The 19,526-nt window shown below is 51.2% G+C and carries 17 protein-coding genes; 7 read left to right on the forward strand and 10 right to left on the reverse strand.

All coding sequences use genetic code 11. The annotated features are described in order from the left end of the window. Positions 1–86 precede the first annotated feature (86 nt). The 3 genes from EVJ34_RS04260 (at position 87) to EVJ34_RS04270 (ending at position 2,415) form a co-directional block, all read left to right on the forward strand. The gene (locus EVJ34_RS04260; RefSeq protein ID WP_131438199.1) at positions 87–1,004 is read left to right on the forward strand and encodes a CorA family divalent cation transporter; all 918 of its coding nucleotides are present in this window, start codon (positions 87–89) and stop codon (positions 1,002–1,004) included. A gap of 61 nt (positions 1,005–1,065) precedes the next feature. Next, positions 1,066–2,157 (forward strand): DNA polymerase IV, encoded by a 1,092-nt coding sequence (dinB, locus tag EVJ34_RS04265; RefSeq protein WP_236636635.1) that lies wholly within the window; start codon positions 1,066–1,068, stop codon positions 2,155–2,157. Positions 2,158–2,196: 39 nt separating this feature from the next. Continuing rightward, entirely contained in the window at positions 2,197–2,415 is a 219-nt protein-coding gene (locus EVJ34_RS04270; protein ID WP_236636636.1) for a YhzD family protein, read from the forward strand. Between the two features lie 82 nt (positions 2,416–2,497). Here the strand turns inward: EVJ34_RS04270 and EVJ34_RS04275 are convergent, their stop codons facing one another. The 3 genes from EVJ34_RS04275 to EVJ34_RS04285 all read right to left on the reverse strand — a co-directional run bounded on the left by EVJ34_RS04275 (position 2,498) and on the right by EVJ34_RS04285 (position 5,927). Continuing rightward, positions 2,498–4,273 carry an SLC13 family permease gene (locus EVJ34_RS04275; RefSeq protein WP_236636637.1) on the reverse strand — a complete coding sequence of 592 codons (1,776 nt, stop codon included), beginning with the start codon at positions 4,271–4,273 and terminating at the stop codon, positions 2,498–2,500. A gap of 128 nt (positions 4,274–4,401) precedes the next feature. Beyond that, positions 4,402–4,773, reverse strand: coding sequence for a YlbF/YmcA family competence regulator (locus tag EVJ34_RS04280; RefSeq protein ID WP_131438205.1), 372 nt, complete (start codon positions 4,771–4,773; stop codon positions 4,402–4,404). 35 nt (positions 4,774–4,808) lie between these two features. Then, positions 4,809–5,927 (reverse strand): DUF445 domain-containing protein, encoded by a 1,119-nt coding sequence (locus EVJ34_RS04285; RefSeq protein ID WP_236636638.1) that lies wholly within the window; start codon positions 5,925–5,927, stop codon positions 4,809–4,811. 43 nt (positions 5,928–5,970) lie between these two features. On the opposite strand from EVJ34_RS04285, the gene EVJ34_RS04290 reads away from it, so the two are divergent. The 3 genes from EVJ34_RS04290 to EVJ34_RS04300 all read left to right on the forward strand — a co-directional run bounded on the left by EVJ34_RS04290 (position 5,971) and on the right by EVJ34_RS04300 (position 9,011). After that, complete coding sequence (locus EVJ34_RS04290; RefSeq protein WP_236636639.1) at positions 5,971–6,828, forward strand: helix-turn-helix domain-containing protein; 858 nt, start codon at positions 5,971–5,973, stop codon at positions 6,826–6,828. Positions 6,829–6,931: 103 nt separating this feature from the next. Then, the gene (locus tag EVJ34_RS04295) at positions 6,932–8,032 is read left to right on the forward strand and encodes an ABC transporter ATP-binding protein (RefSeq protein ID WP_131438209.1); all 1,101 of its coding nucleotides are present in this window, start codon (positions 6,932–6,934) and stop codon (positions 8,030–8,032) included. A gap of 142 nt (positions 8,033–8,174) precedes the next feature. Further along, positions 8,175–9,011, forward strand: coding sequence for a DUF6671 family protein (locus EVJ34_RS04300; RefSeq protein WP_131484784.1), 837 nt, complete (start codon positions 8,175–8,177; stop codon positions 9,009–9,011). A 61-nt stretch (positions 9,012–9,072) separates the two neighbouring features. Here the strand turns inward: EVJ34_RS04300 and EVJ34_RS04305 are convergent, their stop codons facing one another. From EVJ34_RS04305 to EVJ34_RS04315, 3 genes are all read right to left on the reverse strand, one after another. Beyond that, positions 9,073–9,723, reverse strand: a complete 651-nt coding sequence (locus tag EVJ34_RS04305; RefSeq protein ID WP_131438213.1) for an amino acid ABC transporter permease — start codon at positions 9,721–9,723, stop codon at positions 9,073–9,075. Continuing rightward, positions 9,720–10,478 carry a transporter substrate-binding domain-containing protein gene (locus EVJ34_RS04310; RefSeq protein WP_131438215.1) on the reverse strand — a complete coding sequence of 253 codons (759 nt, stop codon included), beginning with the start codon at positions 10,476–10,478 and terminating at the stop codon, positions 9,720–9,722. The genes EVJ34_RS04305 and EVJ34_RS04310 overlap by 4 nt, the downstream gene beginning before the upstream one ends. A gap of 125 nt (positions 10,479–10,603) precedes the next feature. Further along, positions 10,604–12,331 (reverse strand): phospho-sugar mutase, encoded by a 1,728-nt coding sequence (locus tag EVJ34_RS04315; RefSeq protein ID WP_131438217.1) that lies wholly within the window; start codon positions 12,329–12,331, stop codon positions 10,604–10,606. Positions 12,332–12,430: 99 nt separating this feature from the next. Between EVJ34_RS04315 and EVJ34_RS04320 the strand changes: the two genes are divergently transcribed. Next, positions 12,431–13,249 (forward strand): sulfurtransferase, encoded by an 819-nt coding sequence (locus EVJ34_RS04320; RefSeq protein ID WP_201739726.1) that lies wholly within the window; start codon positions 12,431–12,433, stop codon positions 13,247–13,249. A gap of 16 nt (positions 13,250–13,265) precedes the next feature. On the opposite strand, the gene EVJ34_RS04325 is transcribed toward EVJ34_RS04320, so the two are convergent. The 4 genes from EVJ34_RS04325 to EVJ34_RS04340 are packed head-to-tail and all read right to left on the reverse strand — an operon-like array spanning position 13,266 to position 19,461. Continuing rightward, positions 13,266–15,698, reverse strand: a complete 2,433-nt coding sequence (locus tag EVJ34_RS04325; protein ID WP_131438219.1) for a glycogen/starch/alpha-glucan phosphorylase — start codon at positions 15,696–15,698, stop codon at positions 13,266–13,268. A gap of 22 nt (positions 15,699–15,720) precedes the next feature. Continuing rightward, positions 15,721–17,160, reverse strand: coding sequence for a glycogen synthase GlgA (gene glgA, locus EVJ34_RS04330; RefSeq protein WP_131438221.1), 1,440 nt, complete (start codon positions 17,158–17,160; stop codon positions 15,721–15,723). Between the two features lie 11 nt (positions 17,161–17,171). Continuing rightward, positions 17,172–18,272 (reverse strand): glucose-1-phosphate adenylyltransferase subunit GlgD, encoded by a 1,101-nt coding sequence (glgD, locus tag EVJ34_RS04335; protein ID WP_131484785.1) that lies wholly within the window; start codon positions 18,270–18,272, stop codon positions 17,172–17,174. A 34-nt stretch (positions 18,273–18,306) separates the two neighbouring features. After that, the gene (locus tag EVJ34_RS04340; RefSeq protein WP_131438225.1) at positions 18,307–19,461 is read right to left on the reverse strand and encodes a glucose-1-phosphate adenylyltransferase; all 1,155 of its coding nucleotides are present in this window, start codon (positions 19,459–19,461) and stop codon (positions 18,307–18,309) included. Positions 19,462–19,526 lie beyond the last annotated feature (65 nt).

Here is a 19,526-nt window from a genome sequence, read left to right on the forward strand (position 1 = left end):
TCATCTTAACGAAAGTTCGCATGAGATGCCAACTTTCTTAGGAAAGCGGGAATACTTGAGGGAGAAGGAAATTGGGGGAATGGAAGATGAATTGGAAATGGTATACACGGCCAGAAGAAATCGTACATGTCGACAACCATTATGAAGAGGCGTACACGTACTGGCTCGAGCAGTTGACGACGGCCAAGGTGACGAAAATCATTGTCGAGCAAGATTACATGTATGGCTCGCTCACGCTCGACTATGAACAGCTCGAGCGCGAACCGCAAAAAATCGGTCACTACTTCGTGACCCAGGATTTCTTATGGACCATCGGGTTTGATGACATCTATTGCGAGACGGTGGCATCCAAACAATACGATACACCGATCGAGGCGTTTTATGACCTGCTCGCTGAAAAGATGGACTATTACTTTCACGGCATCGATGAATATGAGGAACGATTGATGGTCGCCCAGCGCGAGATGAGTGGACAAGTGCCTCCTCAGTTTATGAATGAGATTTTCGGGTTACGCAGCGAGATTGAACGATGGTCCGATACCGTCGTCCCGTATCGCGAATTACTCATGGCCGGACGAGAGGCGTTCCTCGACATGGATTTGGATCAATTGAACGCGTATCGTCTCGCCACGTATCGCGTCAATCGACTCCTGACGTTGATCGAACATTACCAAGAAGACGTCATCGCGATGACCGACCTAGCTGCGACGCTGTCTAACTTCCGTGGCAACGAGATCATGAAGGCGCTCACCGTCTTCACGGCCTTGACGACCCCCGTCGTCGCGTTCGGTGCGGTCTGGGGCATGAACTTCAAACAAATGCCCGAGCTCGAATGGCCGCTCGGCTATTTGTTCGCCTGGATTATGATTATCGGCTTCACGGTTTTGATTTATTTTTGGTTGAAGCAAAAGAATTGGATTGGATCGCTTCTGCAATTCCCGAATCAAATCCGTAGCCAAGAGAAGTTAGATAAACAGCGCAGCCATCGAAATAAGCAAAAGTAGTAAAAAACGAACAAAAGTTCGGTATACTGAAAGGAGCAGATGATACAGAAAGGTGATGTTCATGGAACGATTGATTATCCATGTCGATATGGACGCGTTTTACGCCTCGGTCGAACAACGTGACCGCCCTGACTTACGCGATAAACCGGTCATCGTCGGTGGCGCCCCTCACAGTCGTGGAGTGGTCGCCACTTGTTCGTACGAGGCGCGAAAATACGGTGTGCACAGCGCCATGTCATCACGAAGGGCGTTTGCACTCTGTCCACAGGCGACGTTCGTCAAGCCGCGCTTTCACGTCTATAGACACGTCAGTCAGCAAGTGATGGCCATTTTCAAATCGATTACGCCGCTCGTCGAACCGCTCTCGCTCGACGAAGCGTACTTGGACGTAACGGAGAATACACTCATGAGCACGTCCGGCCCTTACATCGCCCGCTACATCCTCGGGGAAATCAAACGCCGGACCGGACTGACCGCTTCGGCCGGGGTCGCCCCGTCGAAGTTCGTCGCCAAAATCGCTTCCGGCTTCAACAAGCCGAACGGACTGACGGTCGTCGAGGCGGTTGACGTCGAAACATTCCTCGCCCCGCTCCCGATCACGACAATGCACGGAGTTGGCAAAGTGACCGCCCAGACGCTGTTCAAGCACCATTATCATACAATCGCTGATTTGCAAAACACCCGACCCGAACAGTTGAAGGCCATCTTCGGACACGACCGCGGGAATCAGTTATATGAGCTCGCCCACGGCCGGGACAGCCGTCCCGTCGTTCCGACCCGGGAACGAAAGTCGATCGGCTCAGAGACGACGTTCGCGTTCGACCTCGATGACCCAGAAGAAGTATACGAACGCGTCGTCCCGGAAATCGAAGATGTGTTGCTTCAGCTCGACCGCCGCGAGCTCAGTTGTCAAACGGTGACGATCAAAATCAAGACGAGCGAGTTCCAGGCCCGGAGCCATCAAATCAAACTGAACCATCCGACGCACGATCACGATGAGATTAAACGGCTCGCCCGCCGTCTGTTCGACGAGATGGCAATCACCGAGCCGGTCCGCTTGATCGGGATGACCGTTTCAGAATTGATCCCGCGTACCGAAACGGCCCGTCAGCTCACGTTCGAGGAGCTGACAAAACCTTCACTTGAAGAATGAATGACCATTCAGTACAATGAAAGCAAAGGGGGCGAACGGATGGAACAGTATACGATCACAGCATTCGAGAACGACGGCACGACCGTCTTGAACGATTCATTTACCGCGGCAAACGATGATGAGGCGAAAACGAAAGGGCTCGCGATGCTCGAGGAAGCCGGGCATCTTCATAAAGGGGCCCGCATCGCACGATGTGGCCAACTCATCTACTTCGAACGCTGCAAACTGCCAGGGAAACTGAAAGGTACGGCCTCCTAACACAAGCGCCTCGGGAATCCCGAGGCGCTTGTTCATTCGTTATATTTGCCTTCCCACCCAACAGTCGCATCACCATTTCCTATTAGAACGGGAAGAGGAGTAAAATCGTGAAGATAGCGACAATCGCTGTCACAACCTGAAGCGGCAAGCCGACTTTGACGAAATCAAAGAAGCGATAACCGCCGATGCCGAACACCATCGCATTCGTCGGTGACCCGAACGGGGTCATGAACGCGAGTGAGGCCGCGATAGCAACAGCGACGACGAGCGGGACAGGGCTGACTTGAAGCGCCGAAGCGAGCGATAGTGCGAGCGGTGCGAACAAGACGGCCGTCGCCGTGTTCGAGATGATTTGACTGAGCACCATCGTCGCGACAAAGAGGGCAACGAGCACCCAGACCGGACCCGCCTGACCGAAGGACGCACTGATCCACGTGACGAGCCACGCCATGATCCCCGCATGATCAAGCGCTTGACCGACCGGAATCATCGCCGCAATCAAAAGAAGCGAGGACCATTGAATCGATTGATAGGCGACGTCCATATGACGGACGGCACCCGTGAGCACCATCGCGAGTGCCGCGAGCCATACCGCTACCGTCGGGTCGACCCATTCGAACACGAGGAGCATGACCATTCCGAGCAGAATCAGCCCCGCTGCTAGTTGATGACGTTCGGACACGGCCCGATTGGCCACATCAGTCACATGCTCATTGGCAAGCAAGAGATGCGTCTCGTTTCCGACCCGCTCTAAATCCTCCCACTCGCCTTGCGCGACGAGCATGTCACCCCGTTCGAGCGGGACGTCTTTCAATCGGGTGATGGCGATCTCCTCGTTCGGGCGTATAATTTGAAGCACGTTCAACCGATACTCATTGCGCAACCCGCTCTCGGATAAACAGTGGCCGACGAGCGGACTGGCGGTCGGAATCGTGAAGACGGCGACGCCATACGCTTTGCCGTAGACATTTTTGACGTTGACCGGTTCGACGACTAGCCCTTCTTGTCGCGCGATACGATGGACATCCGACTCATCACCGCTGACGAGGACACGCCCTTCCGTAAGCACCGTGTCTGCGCGGGCCGTGATGAACCGATGGGCCACCCCTTTTCGGTGTTCTCCGACGACGATTAGACCGTCCCGTGACCATGTGACGTCACGAAGTGTCTGACCGACAAGTCGGTGTCCTTTTGTGATCAAAAGCGCATAGACGGCCACTTGCGGCAACATCAACGGACGGGCCGACGATGAACGGACGTCCCCCGCTCCGAGTAGACGATTGCCGACAGTATAGAAATAGACAAACCCGACCACAGCCACGACGAGACCAATCGGCAACAGCGCGAAAAAACCGAGTGAACTCACACCGGCACTTCGAAGCGTCTCGGCGGCGACAAGGTTCGGCGGTGTCCCGATGAGCGTCATCGTCCCACCGATGCTTGAGAAAAAGGCGAGCGGCATGAGCAATTTCGCCGGGCTCGTCCCCATCTGCCTCGACATGGCAAGGGCGACCGGAATCAATAAAGCAACTGTACCCGTGTTCGACATGAGGCTCGACAAAAACGTCACGGTGACCATCAGGACGAGAAAAAGACGCACTTCACTCCCTTTTGCGTACGGGATGAGCATGGCACCTAACCGTTCGGCGAGACCGGTGTGAAACAACCCAGCGCCGACGATGAACAGTCCGGCAATCATGAGCACGACCGAATTCGAAAAACCGGCCATCGCTTCGACCGGCGTCAATTGATTTGTCAACACGAGTAAGAGAAGACCGATGAGCGCAATAAGATCGGCCCGGAGCCAGCCTCCGATAAACCCGATGATCATAACCGTTAAAATCACTAAGGTGACCATGACGTTCACCCTTCCTTGTGATAGTTTTACAAGTTTATTATACCACCCGTTATGTAAGCGCTATCATAAGTTGAGTGACAATCTGGGCAACAAAAAAACGGATGGCTCGATTGCCATCCGCATCACGATTATTGAACTTCTTGATCATTGACCATCGGAGCGTAAAGCTCTTCAAGCGGCTTCATGATAATTTTCGTCACTTCTGTGACCAGTTGATGCATGCGTTGCTCTTCTTGCATGAGCTCCATGATCAATTCGTTTTGTTGAACGCCCATCATTTTCGTCTGCGCGTCCATCATCTCTTGTTCAGAGATTTCTTCGCCTTGCATTTGCTTCTGTTGAAGCGTCATTTGGATATCACGGAAGTCAGCGAATAACTGGTTCGCTTCTGCATCCGCATTGACACGGTCGTATAGTGAAGAGAGATTTGTGAACTCCTCAGAATCGCGAAGTGCTTTTTCCAATTGGTAAGCATGATCGTACAAGTTTGATTGTGACATGTGACGTCCTCCTAAATACTATTAGGGCGTGCCAATCAAATGATGGCAATCAACCCTTGAATCAACCCAATCATACCACCTAATAAGGCTCCAAGCCATGTTATTGCCCGGAACTCTCGCTTCGAGATCGAAAGGACGATCTCTTCAAGGTATGATGTATCGAGCGAGCTCACTTGTTCTTGGACAATTTGATCGATTTTAAGACGGTCCATAACAGTCTCCATTTGATCTGTGAAACGGGTGATGACGAGTCGGACCCCGTTCGGCACAAGCTCTTCAACGACACGGTCCTCGACGTCTCGTGTATACGAGTGGACAGTCCGGTCGAGCAACTCCCCGACCGGTAAGCGCGACACGACTTCCATCGTCACACCATCAATCAGACGTTCTTCTAAACGTTCATCGAGCAACGTTTCGACCGAGCGTTCACTAAACCGCTCGAATTCGCGCGTGATCATTTCAGCCATCCCAGATCGTGTTGAGCCGCCCCGCAGGATATTAATAATCTCCGGACGAATCATTTCGACGAAATTCAAGTTTTGAACGAACCCGGCGATGAAACCGAGCCGACGTTGGACGAACGAATCGACCATGTGCCGAAGCTGTGCCTCTCCTTCGGCCGAATAAAAATACTCCTCTGACTTGACGAGCAGAGCGTCCACAATTTCAGGGATAATGCCGCGGACACGATCCATCCCATCTTCACCGAGAAGTTCGTATAGTTTACGGGACTTCACATCCGACAGGACGAGTCGGAGCTCTTGCCGGAGCTTCGTATCCGCTTCTGCCAACACACGCGCCTCCGCGTCCGGATAGAGCGGATCGATGAGCGAACGGATCGTTTTGTCCGAACGAAGCATCGTCCGTACCTCACCTTGAACGAAGTGAATGATATGACTACCGACTTGTTCATCGAGCAGTCGTTTACGCATCCCTTCCGGCGTCAACAAGTGCTTAACGACCGTCTTCCCGAGGCTCGTCGCCAATTCGTCGCGACGCTTCGGAATCAACCCTGGTGTAAACGGAACTCTCATCTTTCCGATATATTTAGGATGATGGGGACGAAACAACATTTTAATGGCGAGAAAGTTCGTGATTCCCCCAATTGTCGCACCGATGGCGATCATGATGAATATTTTTAGTAGACTGTCCAAACTGCCTGCCTCCGTTCTGAAATATGATACATTGTTTGAAGAGGTGATTGTATTGACTACGTATGATCGTATTAAATCGATTTTCCCGAACGTTGTCCATCGGGCGGAAGATGCATCCAGTGACGTTCGTTGGTATCAAGCCCCGGACGGCACGATTTTCGGCCTGCCTAAAATGGAGCTGACGGAACGTGAGCGTCAGTTGCTCGAATGGTCCGCCACTCCATTGCTGACGAGACTAGACCCACAACAAGCCAAATGGCAAGATCGTCTACTCACCGACACGTACCGGTTCGACCGACCGTTCCGTCTCATGTCGCTCGTCTTGCATTATCAAGACCATGAGGCGCTCGAACAATTTTTAGACGTGTTAGCTGACTTTATGCCTGAAGCAGAAATTATTCTCATGACCCGATCTCACGTTGAAATCATTGAGACCGATCAGTTCGTCGAGCTGAACGAGTTCGAGGACGTCTTGCGGGCGATTGCGAGCGATTGTTATGTCGAGGCCCACGTCATCTATAGCGAGCGGCCACTCGGCGTGTTAGGGACACTGTATCAACAACATCAAACGCTGTGCCCGTTCGCGAGACTCTCTACTAAAGCTTACCCTGCTAGTCAATTATTATACCATTATTTACTACAACGCCATGAGACTTTTGATGTACGCTCTCATTTGACGGCCGCAATCGTCGAGGCTCTCGATAAGACGACGATTGAGTTATTAGAGGCGCTGTTCGCCAACTCGTTGAACGTATCGCACACGGCAAAGGCGTTATTTATGCATCGAAATACGCTTAACTATCGGCTCGACCGGCTCTACGAAGCGACCGGTTATGACGCTAGGCAGTTCTACGATGCCGGTCTACTCCAATTGATTGTCACGTTGCACAAATCTGAGTAATCGTTTTTGTGCAACGTGTACATATCCAATGCAAGCGGTTTCACCTTATAATCAATCTTGTAAGCGCTATTATACAAGAACAGATTCTCAGGAGGCTAACGACATGGCAGAAATTCAATTGAATCATATCGATAAAATATACGACGGTGGTGACTCGAAGGCAGTCAGCGATTTCAACTTGCATATTAAGGATCGCGAGTTCATCGTCTTCGTCGGACCTTCAGGTTGCGGTAAATCGACAACGCTCCGCATGATCGCAGGACTCGAAGAAATCTCGAGCGGTGACTTCATCATCGACGGCAAGCGCATGAACGATGTCGCACCGAAAGACCGTGATATCGCGATGGTCTTCCAAAACTATGCCCTTTATCCGCACATGAGTGTGTATGACAACATGGCGTTCGGTTTGAAACTTCGCAAGTTCCCGAAAGATGAGATCGATCGTCGCGTGCAAGATGCGGCCCGTATCCTCGGACTTGAAGAATACCTTCAACGTAAGCCAAAAGCACTCTCTGGTGGTCAGCGTCAACGTGTCGCCATCGGCCGTGCCATTGTCCGTGATGCCAAAGTGTTCTTGATGGATGAGCCGCTCTCAAACTTGGATGCCAAGCTTCGCGTTCAAATGCGTAAAGAAATCATCCAATTGCACAACCGTCTCGACACGACGACGATTTACGTTACCCATGACCAAACGGAAGCGATGACACTCGCGACTCGTATCGTTATCATGAAAGACGGAATCATCCAACAAGTCGGTTCGCCGAAAGAAGTATATGAAAACCCGGATAACATCTTCGTAGCAGGCTTCATCGGATCACCTTCGATGAACTTCTTCCGCGGAAAATTGGCTGATGGGAAGTTCCTCGTCGGCGGTGAAGAAATCAACGTCCCTGAAGGCAAAATGAAAGGGCTTCGTGACCGCGGTTACGTCGGTAAAGAACTCGTGCTCGGAATCCGTCCAGAATCGATTCATGATGAGCCGATCTACATCGACTCGCCAACGACGCACACGTTCCGCACGCATATCGATGTCGCCGAGCTCATGGGCGCTGAGTCGTACTTGTACGCTGAACTCGGTGGCCACCAGTTCACAGCTCGCATCGATGGACGTTCAAGCATCCACATGGGTGACGATGTCACACTCGCACTCGATATGACGAAAGCTCACTTCTTCGACACGGAGACAGAACTCGTCATCCGTTAAACATTACGATAAGCTGAAGTGCCCCATATACACAGGGGCACTTCTTTTTTATTTCATACTATTTGATAGGCGCTTACACTGTGTGAATTGTTCATTTATATTCATCATAAGGAGTCTGTATTGCTTAGAAAGGAAACGGTTTATGAATTTTTTAAAGGATCGAGATGTTCTGCTAGTAACAATTCACCAAAAAGAAAAAGTTATAAAACCTCTCCTAGAAGGAGAATTTGGATGCAACATGCATGTAAGCACACTCGACACTGATCAATTCGGAACATTTACACGGGAAATAAGTCGTCAGCAATCTCAATTCGAAACAGCACGAAACAAAGTGACTATGGGTCTAAAACTGACAAGCCATCATGTCGGGGTAGCGAGTGAAGGTACCTTCGGATTTCATCCTCTCGCGCCCATTCCGTGGAATACTGAACTGGTATTACTGAAAGACGATGAATTAGAACTTGAATTACATGGTTATTATGAAGGACTCAACACAAATTTCAGCCAGGCAATTGTCAAAGACTACCCTTCCGCACTCCAGTTTGTTAATAAAGTTGGTTTCCCAGACCATCATGTGATTCTCCGATCAGATGATGAACATTCATCCATCGTGCTAAAAGACATTACCAGTGAACCACTTTTAAAAGAGGCTTTTAATTACTGCTTTAATAAGTCAACAAATCGACAAGTCTTTATCGAGACAGATATGCGGGCATATGCCAACCCAACTCGCATGAAAAACATCGAGCTCGCGACGAGGCAACTAATTGAACAGGCAAATTCTTTATGTCCATCTTGTGGCGCCCCGGGGTTCCGTGTCGTCGGTAAAGTACCTGGTCGATTATGCGAACAATGTCATACCCCTACAAAACAAATAGTGCAGCATGTCTATGCCTGCTCAACTTGTCAGTATCAACAAACAGAACATCTTGGAGACGTATATGTATCTCCGAGATATTGTGATTTGTGTAATCCCTAATATAACAAATAAAAAATAGCTCTGATTTCTCCTTACGGGGAAATCAGAGCTATTTTTTTACTTAACGGATTGCATACCGACGTTCGAGCCGATGCTGCCCTGCTTGGATGAGCGTCGACAAGATCCAATAGATCGAAGCCGAGAACAACAGGAGAGGCATGACGAGATACGTCGTTGCTGCGATTTGGTCGGACACGTACGTCAACTCCTGCACGGCGATGACCGAACCGAGTGACGTCGACTTGATGATGTCGATAACCGAGTTGGATACCGGCGGAATCGCACGCGATAGCGCCTGTGGGAAGATGATATCTTTGAAGCGCTTTGCACGTGGGATGCCGAGGGCGACACTCGCCTCGACTTGTCCTTGATCGACCGAATTGATGGCAGCGCGGAACGCTTCCGAGATATAGGCCGCGAAGTGAAGGCCTAACCCGAAGATGAGCGCCTGCATCCCGCTCAACTGGACGAAACCGGTCAAACCGACGTACAGGATGAGGAGTTGCAAGAGGAGCGGTGTGCCGCGGAAGAACGAGATATACGTACGGGTGAACAAACGAACGACCTTGACAGGGCTGCTGTGCAAGACAGCGATGATCAGACCGAGCACCAAGGCGAGGAGAATCGACAGGATACTGGCGATCAACGTCAATTGTACGGCTTCGATATAGGCCGAACGGTTCTCGATAACGGTCGTGATCAGTTCATTCATTGACTGATGTCCTCACCGAAGTACTTCTCACCGATTTCAGCCATCGTGCCGTCTTCTTGCATCTCAGCAATCGCCTCGTTCAAACCTTCGAGCACGTCTGAGTCTTGACGCGTCATGTAGCCCGCTTCACTCTTGTTGAAGACGTCACCGACCGCTTTCACGTCGTAACCTGTCTTCTCAAGCTCCGTCAAGATGAAGAGACGGTCGTTTAGTGCCGCGTCGAGACGGCCAACTTGAAGGTCTTGGAGCACTTGATTCGCCCCTTTATAGAACTTCACTTCAGCACCGGCTTCTTCAGCGAGCTGAGCATAAACCGAACCTTGTGTCGAACCGACGACTTTGCCGTCGAGGTCATCGATACCTTGAATGTCTTCATTGTCTGAAGCGACGATGACTTGCGCACCTGATACCGCGTACGGAGTTGAGAACGCGTACTTCTCTTCACGTTCTGGCGTGATGCTCATTTGGTTGGCAATCATGTCGATGCGTTCCGCGTCGAGTGCCGGTACGAGTCCTTTGAAGTCCATCGGCTCGTATTCGACCGTGTAGCCGGCACGCTCTGCCGCTTCATTCAATACGTCGATGTCATACCCTGTGATCTCACCTTTGTCTTTATACGTGAATGGTGGGTATGTCGCTTCTGTACCGACCGTGATGACAGTTTCTTCTGACCCGCTGTCTGTCTCTGTGCCGCATGCTGCAAGTACTCCAAACGATGCTCCGATGGCAAGTACTGCTGTTAGTGATTTTTTCATGGTAATTTCCGCCTTCCTGATAATCCGTATATGATTACATGGTTATGAACAATACACTCATCATACTGAGGGGGGCATATCTTGTCAAACAAAAGACACCACCCTCGTCAGGGCGGTGCTTTCGATTAATCGATTGCTTTCGCTTGTTTCATGACATCGCGTTCAATCGCTTCCCGTTTCAATGTCGTCTTCTCCGCGCTATCGGCGTGAACACTGAAATAGAATTTGATTTTCGGCTCCGTCCCCGACGGGCGCAGGCAGAACCATGAACCGTCCTCGAAGATGAATTTGAGCACGTTCGATGACGGCAAGTCGATGGCTTCCGTCTCGCCTTGCTGCAGGTTCTTCGCGACTTGTTGCTTATAGTCTTCAAAGCGCACGACTTCGTACCCTCCGACTTCTTGCGGCGGATTGGCGCGGAACGCCTCCATCATCCGACCGATCTGTTCGAGACCGGCTTTCCCTTTTAGTGTCATCGATTGGAGCGACTCCTCATAGAAGCCATACTTTTCATAGACGGCTTGAAGGGCATCGTATAACGTGCGTCCGTGCTGTTTATGGAAGGCTGCCATCTCGGCGCCGAGCAAGCACGCCTGGACGGCATCCTTGTCACGGCAGAAGTCTCCGATCAAATATCCGTAACTCTCTTCATAGCCGAACAAGAACTGATACTGACCCGACTCTTCATACTGCTTGATTTTTTCGCCGATGAATTTGAAACCGGTGAGCGTGTTCTCAAGGTGGACCCCGTACGCCTTAGCGATGGCCGCACCGAGTTCGGACGTGACAATCGTCTTCGCGACGAAACCGTTCGTCGGAAGCGTGCCCGTCTCCACTTTTTGAGACAAGATGTAGTCCATAAGGAGCGCACCGGTCTGGTTGCCTGTCAAGACGAACCATTCGCCGTTGCGATCACGGACCGTGAAACCGACACGGTCGGCGTCCGGATCCGTCGCCATGAGCAAGTCGGCCCCGACGCGGTCTCCGTACTGCATCGCGAGCTCGAACGCGGCCCGTTCTTCCGGGTTCGGATAACTGACCGTCGGGAACGCCCCATCCGGTTCAGCCTGTTCGTCGACGATGGTGACGTGTTCGAAGCCGTACGCTTTCAACCCTTCCATGACCGGACGGCGCCCTGTCCCATGAAGCGGTGAATAGACGATTTTAAGCGGATCGCCTTGGACGTCTGTATGGATTCGAATCGATTGGAGGGCTTCCATATAAGCCGCATCGACCGAGGCATCGACCGTGACGAGCGTTCCGTCTGCACGGAGTGGCGCTTCGTCTTTGACCTCAATCTTCAATTCATCTTCGATGGCGTTGACGTATGAGACGAGCTCATCGGCCTCGGCCGGTGGCAACTGTCCACCGTCGGCGCCATACACTTTAAATCCGTTATATTCCGGAGGATTATGACTTGCCGTAATGACGATGCCGCCGAAGGCGTTCAAATGACGGACGGCGAATGACAACTCTGGTGTCGCCCGCAAACTCGGGAACAAATACGTTTTAATCCCGTTCGAGGCAAGCGTGCGTGCCGCTTCGAGCGCAAACTCTGGTGAGAAGTGACGTGAGTCGTGAGCGATGACGACACCGTGCCGTTTCGCTTCTTCCCCTGACGCGGCGATAAAGTCGGCAAAGCCTTGCGACGCCTTGCGGATCGTATAGACGTTCATTCGGTTCGCCCCTGGCCCGATTTCCCCGCGCATACCGCCCGTCCCGAATTCGAGCGTCTTATAGAAGGCATCCTCGAGTGATGTCTCGTCTTGCTCCATCTCCTCAAGTTCAGCGCGCAAGTGCGGTTCGAGCGCCTCGTGTTGTTTCCATCGGTCATATGTCTGTTGCCATGTCATGGTCAGTTCCCCTTTCGACATTCAAAAGTTCAATCGAAGTACTCGCCAATTTGTTCCATCTTGTATACGATGGGAGTAACGAAACTTCGAGGTGATACTATGTTTCCAACTATGCGTGCCCAAGAATTGAAACACATCGTCCATACGGACTCGATTCGCTTTATTGATTGTCGTTATTCATTAAACGACGCTTCATACGGAAAGTATGTGTATCGGCAAGGGCATCTCCCGAACGCCGTCTTCCTCGACTTGATGGAAGACCTGTCTGGGCCCGTGTCCGAACATGGTGGGCGTCACCCGCTACCATCAAAAGAAGCATGGACGGAGACGCTTCGCCGCATCGGGATTCAAAAGGATGACTTGATCATCATTTACGATGACGGGTTCCCGTATGCCGCCCGTGCTTGGTGGTTATTTAAGTGGGCCGGCCATGAGCGCGTCATCGTGCTCGAAGGCGGCATCCAATCCGGCATCACCTACTGCGGAGAGACGACGACGGACGTCCCGTCCTATCCCGCTTCCGACTACACACCCGTCTTCCAAGACGAGATGATTGCGACGCTTGCAGACGTACGCGCCGCTACAATCAGCGGTGGGTTATACGATTCACGAACGGCCGACCGTTACGATGGCAGCCACGAACCGATTGACCATAAAGCAGGACATATCCCGAACGCCGTCCTCTGCCCGTACACTGAAGCCGTCACCGACCTTGGCACGCTTCAAGATTTTCATGACTTGAAAGAACTGTATGCCAATGTCCTTGATGTGCCGAATCCCATCTTCTACTGCGGGAGCGGCGTCACCGCCTGCGTCAATATTTTGGCGTTACACGCCCTCGGTAAGGACGATGTGCGTCTATACCCCGGCTCTTACTCCGATTGGATTAGCTATCCAGAAAACACGGTCCACCCATAACGGGTGGATCGCTTTTTTATTTCACGCTCGTCGGTTTGATGTTCCAGACAGCGTTGGCGTATTCGGTAATCGTCCGATCACTCGAGAAGATTCCCGATTTGGCCGTGTTGACGATTGAACTCTCGGCCCAACGTGCCTTGTCGGCGAATACCTCGTCGACGCGACGCTGCGCCTGCATGTACGATGCGAAATCTTTCAAGACGAGGAAGTCATCGTTATAGACGAGTAACGAATCGAAGATGGCTTGGAATTGATATTCTCCGACCTTGTCGAATGACCCGTTGACGAGAGCATCGACGACGTTACGCACTTCTGTGTTCGCATGGTAGATGTCAGCCGCATGATAGCCACCGAACTTCTTATAGTTCATGACTTCTTGCGGTGTCAATCCGAAGATGAAGATATGGTCGTCGCCGACCGCATCGCGAATCTCGATATTGGCCCCGTCGAGCGTCCCAATCGTGAGCGCCCCGTTCATCATGAACTTCATGTTGCCGGTACCTGACGCCTCGTAGCTCGCCGTCGAGATCTGTTCACTCAAATCCGAACCTGGGAAGATTCGCTCCGCCATCGAGACACGGTAGTTTTCGAGGAAGACGACCTTGATAAAGCGGCTTGCCCGCTTATCATTGTTGATCATGGCCGCGAGCGCGTTAATGTAGCGGATGACTTCTTTCGCGTAATAGTAGCCCGGCGCCGCCTTTGCTCCAAAGATGAACGTCCGTGGCACCATCGTGAACGTCGGGTCTGCTTGAATCTTCTGATAAAGCGCGTGAATGTGCATCGCATCCATCAGTTGACGTTTATAGGCGTGGAGTCGCTTGACTTGAACGTCAAAAATCGAATCCGGGTCGACGGCGATTCCCGTCTCGGCTTGAATATAGCCAGCCAGGTCCAGTTTATTTTGTTGCTTCACGTCCATGATCTGTTCCTGGAAGCTCGCATCTTTCGACACGCTCATCAACTTCTCAAGATCGTTCGGATGTTCAATCCATGACGGACCGATTGCATCGGTAATCAAGTTCGAGAGACGTGGGTTTGACTTGAGGAGCCAGCGACGATGCGTGATGCCGTTCGTTTTGTTGTTGAAACGAAGCGGAAACATCTCGTACAAATGACGCATCTCACGTTGTTTCAAGATATCGGTATGAATTCGTGCGACACCGTTCGTCGAATGTGAGCCGACGACTGCGAGGTTCGCCATGTTGATGTGTTCGTTCGACACAATCGCAATCTCACCCATATGTGGTTCAAGATGTGGATAGTTGACGAGTACGTCTTTACAGAAACGACGGTTGATTTCCGTGATGATTTGATAGATACGCGGTAAGAGCCGCTCATACATCTCGACCGGCCACTTCTCAAGCGCCTCGGCGAGGAGTGTATGGTTCGTGAACGACATGACGCTCTTCGTCACGCGCCACGCCTCATCCCAACCGTAACCATGGTCGTCCATCAAGATGCGCATAAGTTCTGGGATGGCCACAACCGGGTGCGTATCATTAATGTGGACGGCGTAATGGTCGCCTAATTGCTTCAGCGATTTATTATGACGTAAGTAAGACGCGATCATTGACTGAACGCCCGCCGAAACGAAGAAATACTGTTGCTTCAAGCGCAACACTTTTCCTTCATATGTCGTGTCGTCCGGATATAGGAACTCAGAGATGGTCGCAATCGATTGTTTGTGTTTGAGCAGGTCTTTGTACGAACCTTTCGTCCGTTCCATGTACTCCTCGTCGTCAAACGGTGACTCGGCGTTCCAAAGACGGAGCGTATTGACGACCTCGTTTTTGTAACCGATGATCGGCATGTCATAAGGTACCGCTCGAACGACTTCATCCGGATGATGAACGACGCGAAGCCGGTCCCCGATTTGCCGCATCTCGATCCAACCACCGAAATTGACGTCGACGGCTCGGTCGGCACGGCGCGTCTCCCACATGTTGCCGTCACGGAGCCAGTTGTCTGGTAACTCGACTTGATAGCCGTCGACGATCTTTTGTTTGAACAAGCCGTAACGGTAACGAATTCCGTTCCCGTGTCCCGGCAGGCTGAGCGCCGCGAGAGAATCGAGGAAGCACGCCGCCAAACGACCGAGCCCCCCGTTCCCAAGCCCCGGTTCCGGTTCGAATTCCGTGATATCTGTGAAGTTAAAGCCAAGTTCCTCTAAGCCCTCTTGTACGACTTCAAGGACGTCCATGCTGAGCAGGTTGTTGTACAGAAAACGGCCGAGCAAAAATTCAAGCGAGAAATAAATGACTTGTTTGCTCTGTTTTTCTTCTTGTTTGTCGCGGGTGTTAATCCATTTCGGGATTGCCTGCTCGCGCACCATCGTTGCCAACGTTTGATACACTTCCTGCTCGGTCCCTTCATCAAACGATTTCCCGTTTAATGCGACGAATCTCTCTTGAAACGAAGTGACGAAGCTCTGTTTATCTGTAAACATATGTGTGTAAAACTCCTTCCAGTCATGCGAATAGGTGATACAACTCACGGTATTGCTTCGCGGATTGTTTCCAGCTGAAGTCCGCGGTCATCGCTTGATGGACGAGGGCATTCCAATTTTGATCGTCGTAGAAGACACGAATCGATTTCTCAATCGTCGCGAGCATCTCATGGGCGTTATAGTTCAAGAAACCAAAGCCCGTTCCCTCTTGTGTGTACTCATTATACGGTTTGACCGTGTCACGCAGTCCGCCTGTTTCCCGAACGATCGGGAGCGTCCCGTAACGCATCGAGATGAGCTGGCTGAGACCGCACGGCTCAAAACGTGACGGCATAAGGAATGCATCCGATCCGGCGTAAATCAAGTGGGCAAGTTCAATGTCAAAGCCGATATACGACCCGACCTTGCCTGGATGCGTCGCCGTCATCTCGTGGACGATGCCCTCATATTCGGGTTGACCCGAGCCGAGGAACACGAACTGGCATTCCAAGTTTCCGAGTTCTTCACTCACCGCCTCAATCAAATCGAGCCCTTTTTGTTCGACGAGTCGACTGACAAAACCGATTAACATGACATCGTCACGCACTTCGAGACCAAAACGTTCTTGCAGGACGCGCTTGTTGACGGGCTTTCCTTCTCGGAACGTGTCGAGGTCGTACGTCTGAGCGATACGCTTGTCCGTGCTCGGGTCGTTCGTCGCCAAGTCTAAGCCGTTTAAGATGCCGCGCACGTCGACTGCTCGATGACGCAACGCACCGTCGAGTCCTTCGCCATAATACGGCTCCATGATTTCATCGCGATACGACGGGCTGACCGTCGTGATTTGATCAGAGTGAACGATTCCGGCCTTCATGTAGTTGACGAGACCGTTATGTTGAATCCCTTCCGCCGTGAAGTGCTCCGGACCGAACTGTAACAGTTCGCCGAGGACCGCTTCCGGGAAGATGCCTTGATATTGCAGGTTATGGATGGTAAAGACGGTCCGGATACGTTGATACGCCTCGAGATGTTGATAATGGATCCGTAAGAAGGCCGGGACGACGCCGGTCTGCCAATCATGGCAATGGAGCACGTCGGGCACGTCTTCCGCTTCGAGTTGCCCAATCATCTCAAGGACGGCTCGAGAGAAGAATGCGAACCGCTCGGCATCATCATAATGGCCGTAGAGCACGCCTTCCCGTTTGAAATAATACTCGTTATCGATAAAGTAGAACGTCACGCCATCATGCACAAGCTTCAAGACGGCGCCGAACTGCTTGCGCCATCCGACCGGTACGATCAAGTCGAATAGATATTCCATTTCATCTACATATTCTTGAGCAATCGTGCCATACTTCGGCATGATGACACTCACGTCTTCACCAAGGCCAGACACCGCTTGAGGGAGCGAGCCGATGACATCGGCAAGCCCCCCCGTTTTCATGAACGGTGCCGCTTCTGAAGCGACATACCATATTTTCATAATATCCCCCTTTAAACCGTTGTCCGTTTTCCGATGACGATTGGTTCATCGACCGTACCTCGAATGACTTGTCCTCGTTTGACGACCACTTCTTTATCTAAAATGGCGTTTTCGACGACAGCGCCCTCTTCGATGATCGACTTGGATAAAATGATTGAGTTTTTGACGCGGGCGTGTTCACTGACGACGACACCGCGGAAGAGAATACTGTTTTGAACTTCTCCGCTGATTTTACAACCGTTTGCGACGAGCGCCTCATTCACTTTCGACCCTTTCAAATAACGGGTCGGCGGCTCATGTTTGATTTTCGTATAGATGTGTGGAAAATCGTAAATGATTCCTTCCTGACGGAGTAAGCGCATACTTTCATTATAGTATGAAAGGACAGAATGAATCACCTGCATTTTGCCAGTATAGTGATATCCGTGTACGTGCAGACGATGAAGTTGCGGACGGATGACGCCGTCGAGCAAATCGTATTCGCCTCTTGATGTCGCTTCGTCGACGAGACGAAGGAACAAGTTTTTTGACATGATGATCGTCTCGGTATACGTATACTCATCGTCCGGGGTATATCCGCGCTCACCGATGCCGACGACGCGGTCGTTTTCACCGAGACGGATCGGGCGACAATAGCCGCATTTTTGTTCGTGTCCGGTGTACGCGAGCGTGATGTCCGCACCCATCGATTTATGATGTTCGAGCATGTCTTGGAAGTCGATTGTCGTCAACACGTTCGATCCCGTGATCACCACATACGGCTGCTTGCTACGTACAAAATGTTCGCGGTGCATCGAGAAGTTGGCCAAGTCGCCGAGGTAGGCTTCCCCGTCAGGCTTGAGCGCCGGCGGGAAAATGTGTAACCCACCTTGCGAGCGGTCCAAATCCCATTCTTTTCCCGAACCTAGGTGGTCCATGAGTGAGCGGTATTTATCGAGCGTGAAAATACCCACTTGGTTGATGCCTTGCGTGATCATATTCGTCAATGTAAAGTCAATTAGGCGATAGCGCCCAGAGAACGGGACAGCCGCTAAATTGCGATGCCCCGTAAATTCTGGAAACAAGCCCTCTTCGGTCCCTAAGTTGATGATTCCTAACAAATCATTCGTCAACAGTAACGCCTCCTTGCGTCGGTCTTTTTTTAAATCAAGCACGTTGTTTGAAGACTGTGCCGCTCTCAATGTTTTCATGTGGTTCAATGACAACAATCTCACCACCCGGCTCACCAACCGTCGCACCATCCTCAATGACGGCACAGCTTGCGACGATGGCTCTGTGAATCGTTACATCTTTTCCGATCCGTGCTCCCGGCATGATGACCGAGTCTTTGACGAGCGACCCTTCACCGACGCGCACATCATAGAACAAAACTGAATGTTGAACTTCGCCCTCAATCCGACAGCCTTCGTTGATGACCGACTGTTCGACGCAGGCATCTTTGCCGATGAACTGAGGTGTCTGGTTCGGGTTGACCGAGTAGATTTTAAAGTCAGGATCGTATAAATCGAACGGTGGATCTTCTTCGAGCAAGTCCATGTTGGCTTCCCAAAGCGATTGAATCGTCCCAACGTCTTTCCAGTAACCTTTGAATTTATACGCGAACACGTCTAAACCGTCGAGGAGCGTGTTCGGAATGATATTTTTGCCGAAGTCGAAACTTGATGTCTCGTCTTCTGCATCTTGAATCAAGTGCTCCCGTAACACTTTCCAGTTGAAGATATAAATCCCCATCGAGGCCAAGTTGCTCTTCGGTTTTTCCGGCTTCTCGTCAAACTCATTAATGCGAAGGTCATCGCTCGTGTTTAAAATTCCGAAGCGTGGTGCTTCGTCCCAAGGAACTTCCATGACCGAAATCGTGACATCCGCTTGTTTCTCTTTATGGAAATCGAGCATCTTCTCGTAATCCATCTTGTAAATGTGGTCCCCCGATAGGATCAACACGTACTCCGGATCATAATCATCGATATAGCTCAAGTTCCGATAAATGGCATTGGCCGTACCTTCATACCAGTTTTTCCCCGACTGCGCTTGGTATGGCGGTAAGATCGCCAAGCCACCATTGCGGCGGTCCAAGTCCCAGGCCGACCCGATGCCTAGGTAACGGTTCAACTCAAGCGGTTCATATTGTGTCAAGACGCCTACCGTCGTGATTCCCGAATTGGTACAGTTCGACAATGGGAAATCGATAATCCGGTACTTCCCTCCAAAGTTAACAGCAGGCTTCGCTGTCTTCCGTGTGAGAGGCCCAAGTCGTTTCCCTTCTCCTCCTGCGAGGAGCATCGCAACCATTTCTTGCTTCATAGTACAGCCTCCTAAATTCATAATATAAACATCTATTACCCTCTTTCTCTATTTCCTAATGTATT

The organism is Exiguobacterium sp. SL-9 (assembly GCF_004336985.1).
Classification (GTDB): Bacteria; Bacillota; Bacilli; order Exiguobacteriales; family Exiguobacteriaceae; genus Exiguobacterium.

Coding starts and splice junctions, on each gene's coding strand:
- EVJ34_RS04260 (WP_131438199.1), top strand. CDS start 87: ATGAATTGGAAATGGTATACACGGCCAGAAGAAATCGTACATGTCGAC.
- dinB (WP_236636635.1), top strand. CDS start 1,066: ATGGAACGATTGATTATCCATGTCGATATGGACGCGTTTTACGCCTCG.
- EVJ34_RS04270 (WP_236636636.1), top strand. CDS start 2,197: ATGGAACAGTATACGATCACAGCATTCGAGAACGACGGCACGACCGTC.
- EVJ34_RS04275 (WP_236636637.1), bottom strand. CDS start 4,273: ATGGTCACCTTAGTGATTTTAACGGTTATGATCATCGGGTTTATCGGA.
- EVJ34_RS04280 (WP_131438205.1), bottom strand. CDS start 4,773: ATGTCACAATCAAACTTGTACGATCATGCTTACCAATTGGAAAAAGCA.
- EVJ34_RS04295 (WP_131438209.1), top strand. CDS start 6,932: ATGGCAGAAATTCAATTGAATCATATCGATAAAATATACGACGGTGGT.
- EVJ34_RS04300 (WP_131484784.1), top strand. CDS start 8,175: ATGAATTTTTTAAAGGATCGAGATGTTCTGCTAGTAACAATTCACCAA.
- EVJ34_RS04305 (WP_131438213.1), bottom strand. CDS start 9,723: ATGAATGAACTGATCACGACCGTTATCGAGAACCGTTCGGCCTATATC.
- EVJ34_RS04310 (WP_131438215.1), bottom strand. CDS start 10,478: ATGAAAAAATCACTAACAGCAGTACTTGCCATCGGAGCATCGTTTGGA.
- EVJ34_RS04315 (WP_131438217.1), bottom strand. CDS start 12,331: ATGACATGGCAACAGACATATGACCGATGGAAACAACACGAGGCGCTC.
- EVJ34_RS04320 (WP_201739726.1), top strand. CDS start 12,431: ATGTTTCCAACTATGCGTGCCCAAGAATTGAAACACATCGTCCATACG.
- EVJ34_RS04325 (WP_131438219.1), bottom strand. CDS start 15,698: ATGTTTACAGATAAACAGAGCTTCGTCACTTCGTTTCAAGAGAGATTC.
- glgA (WP_131438221.1), bottom strand. CDS start 17,160: ATGAAAATATGGTATGTCGCTTCAGAAGCGGCACCGTTCATGAAAACG.
- EVJ34_RS04340 (WP_131438225.1), bottom strand. CDS start 19,461: ATGAAGCAAGAAATGGTTGCGATGCTCCTCGCAGGAGGAGAAGGGAAA.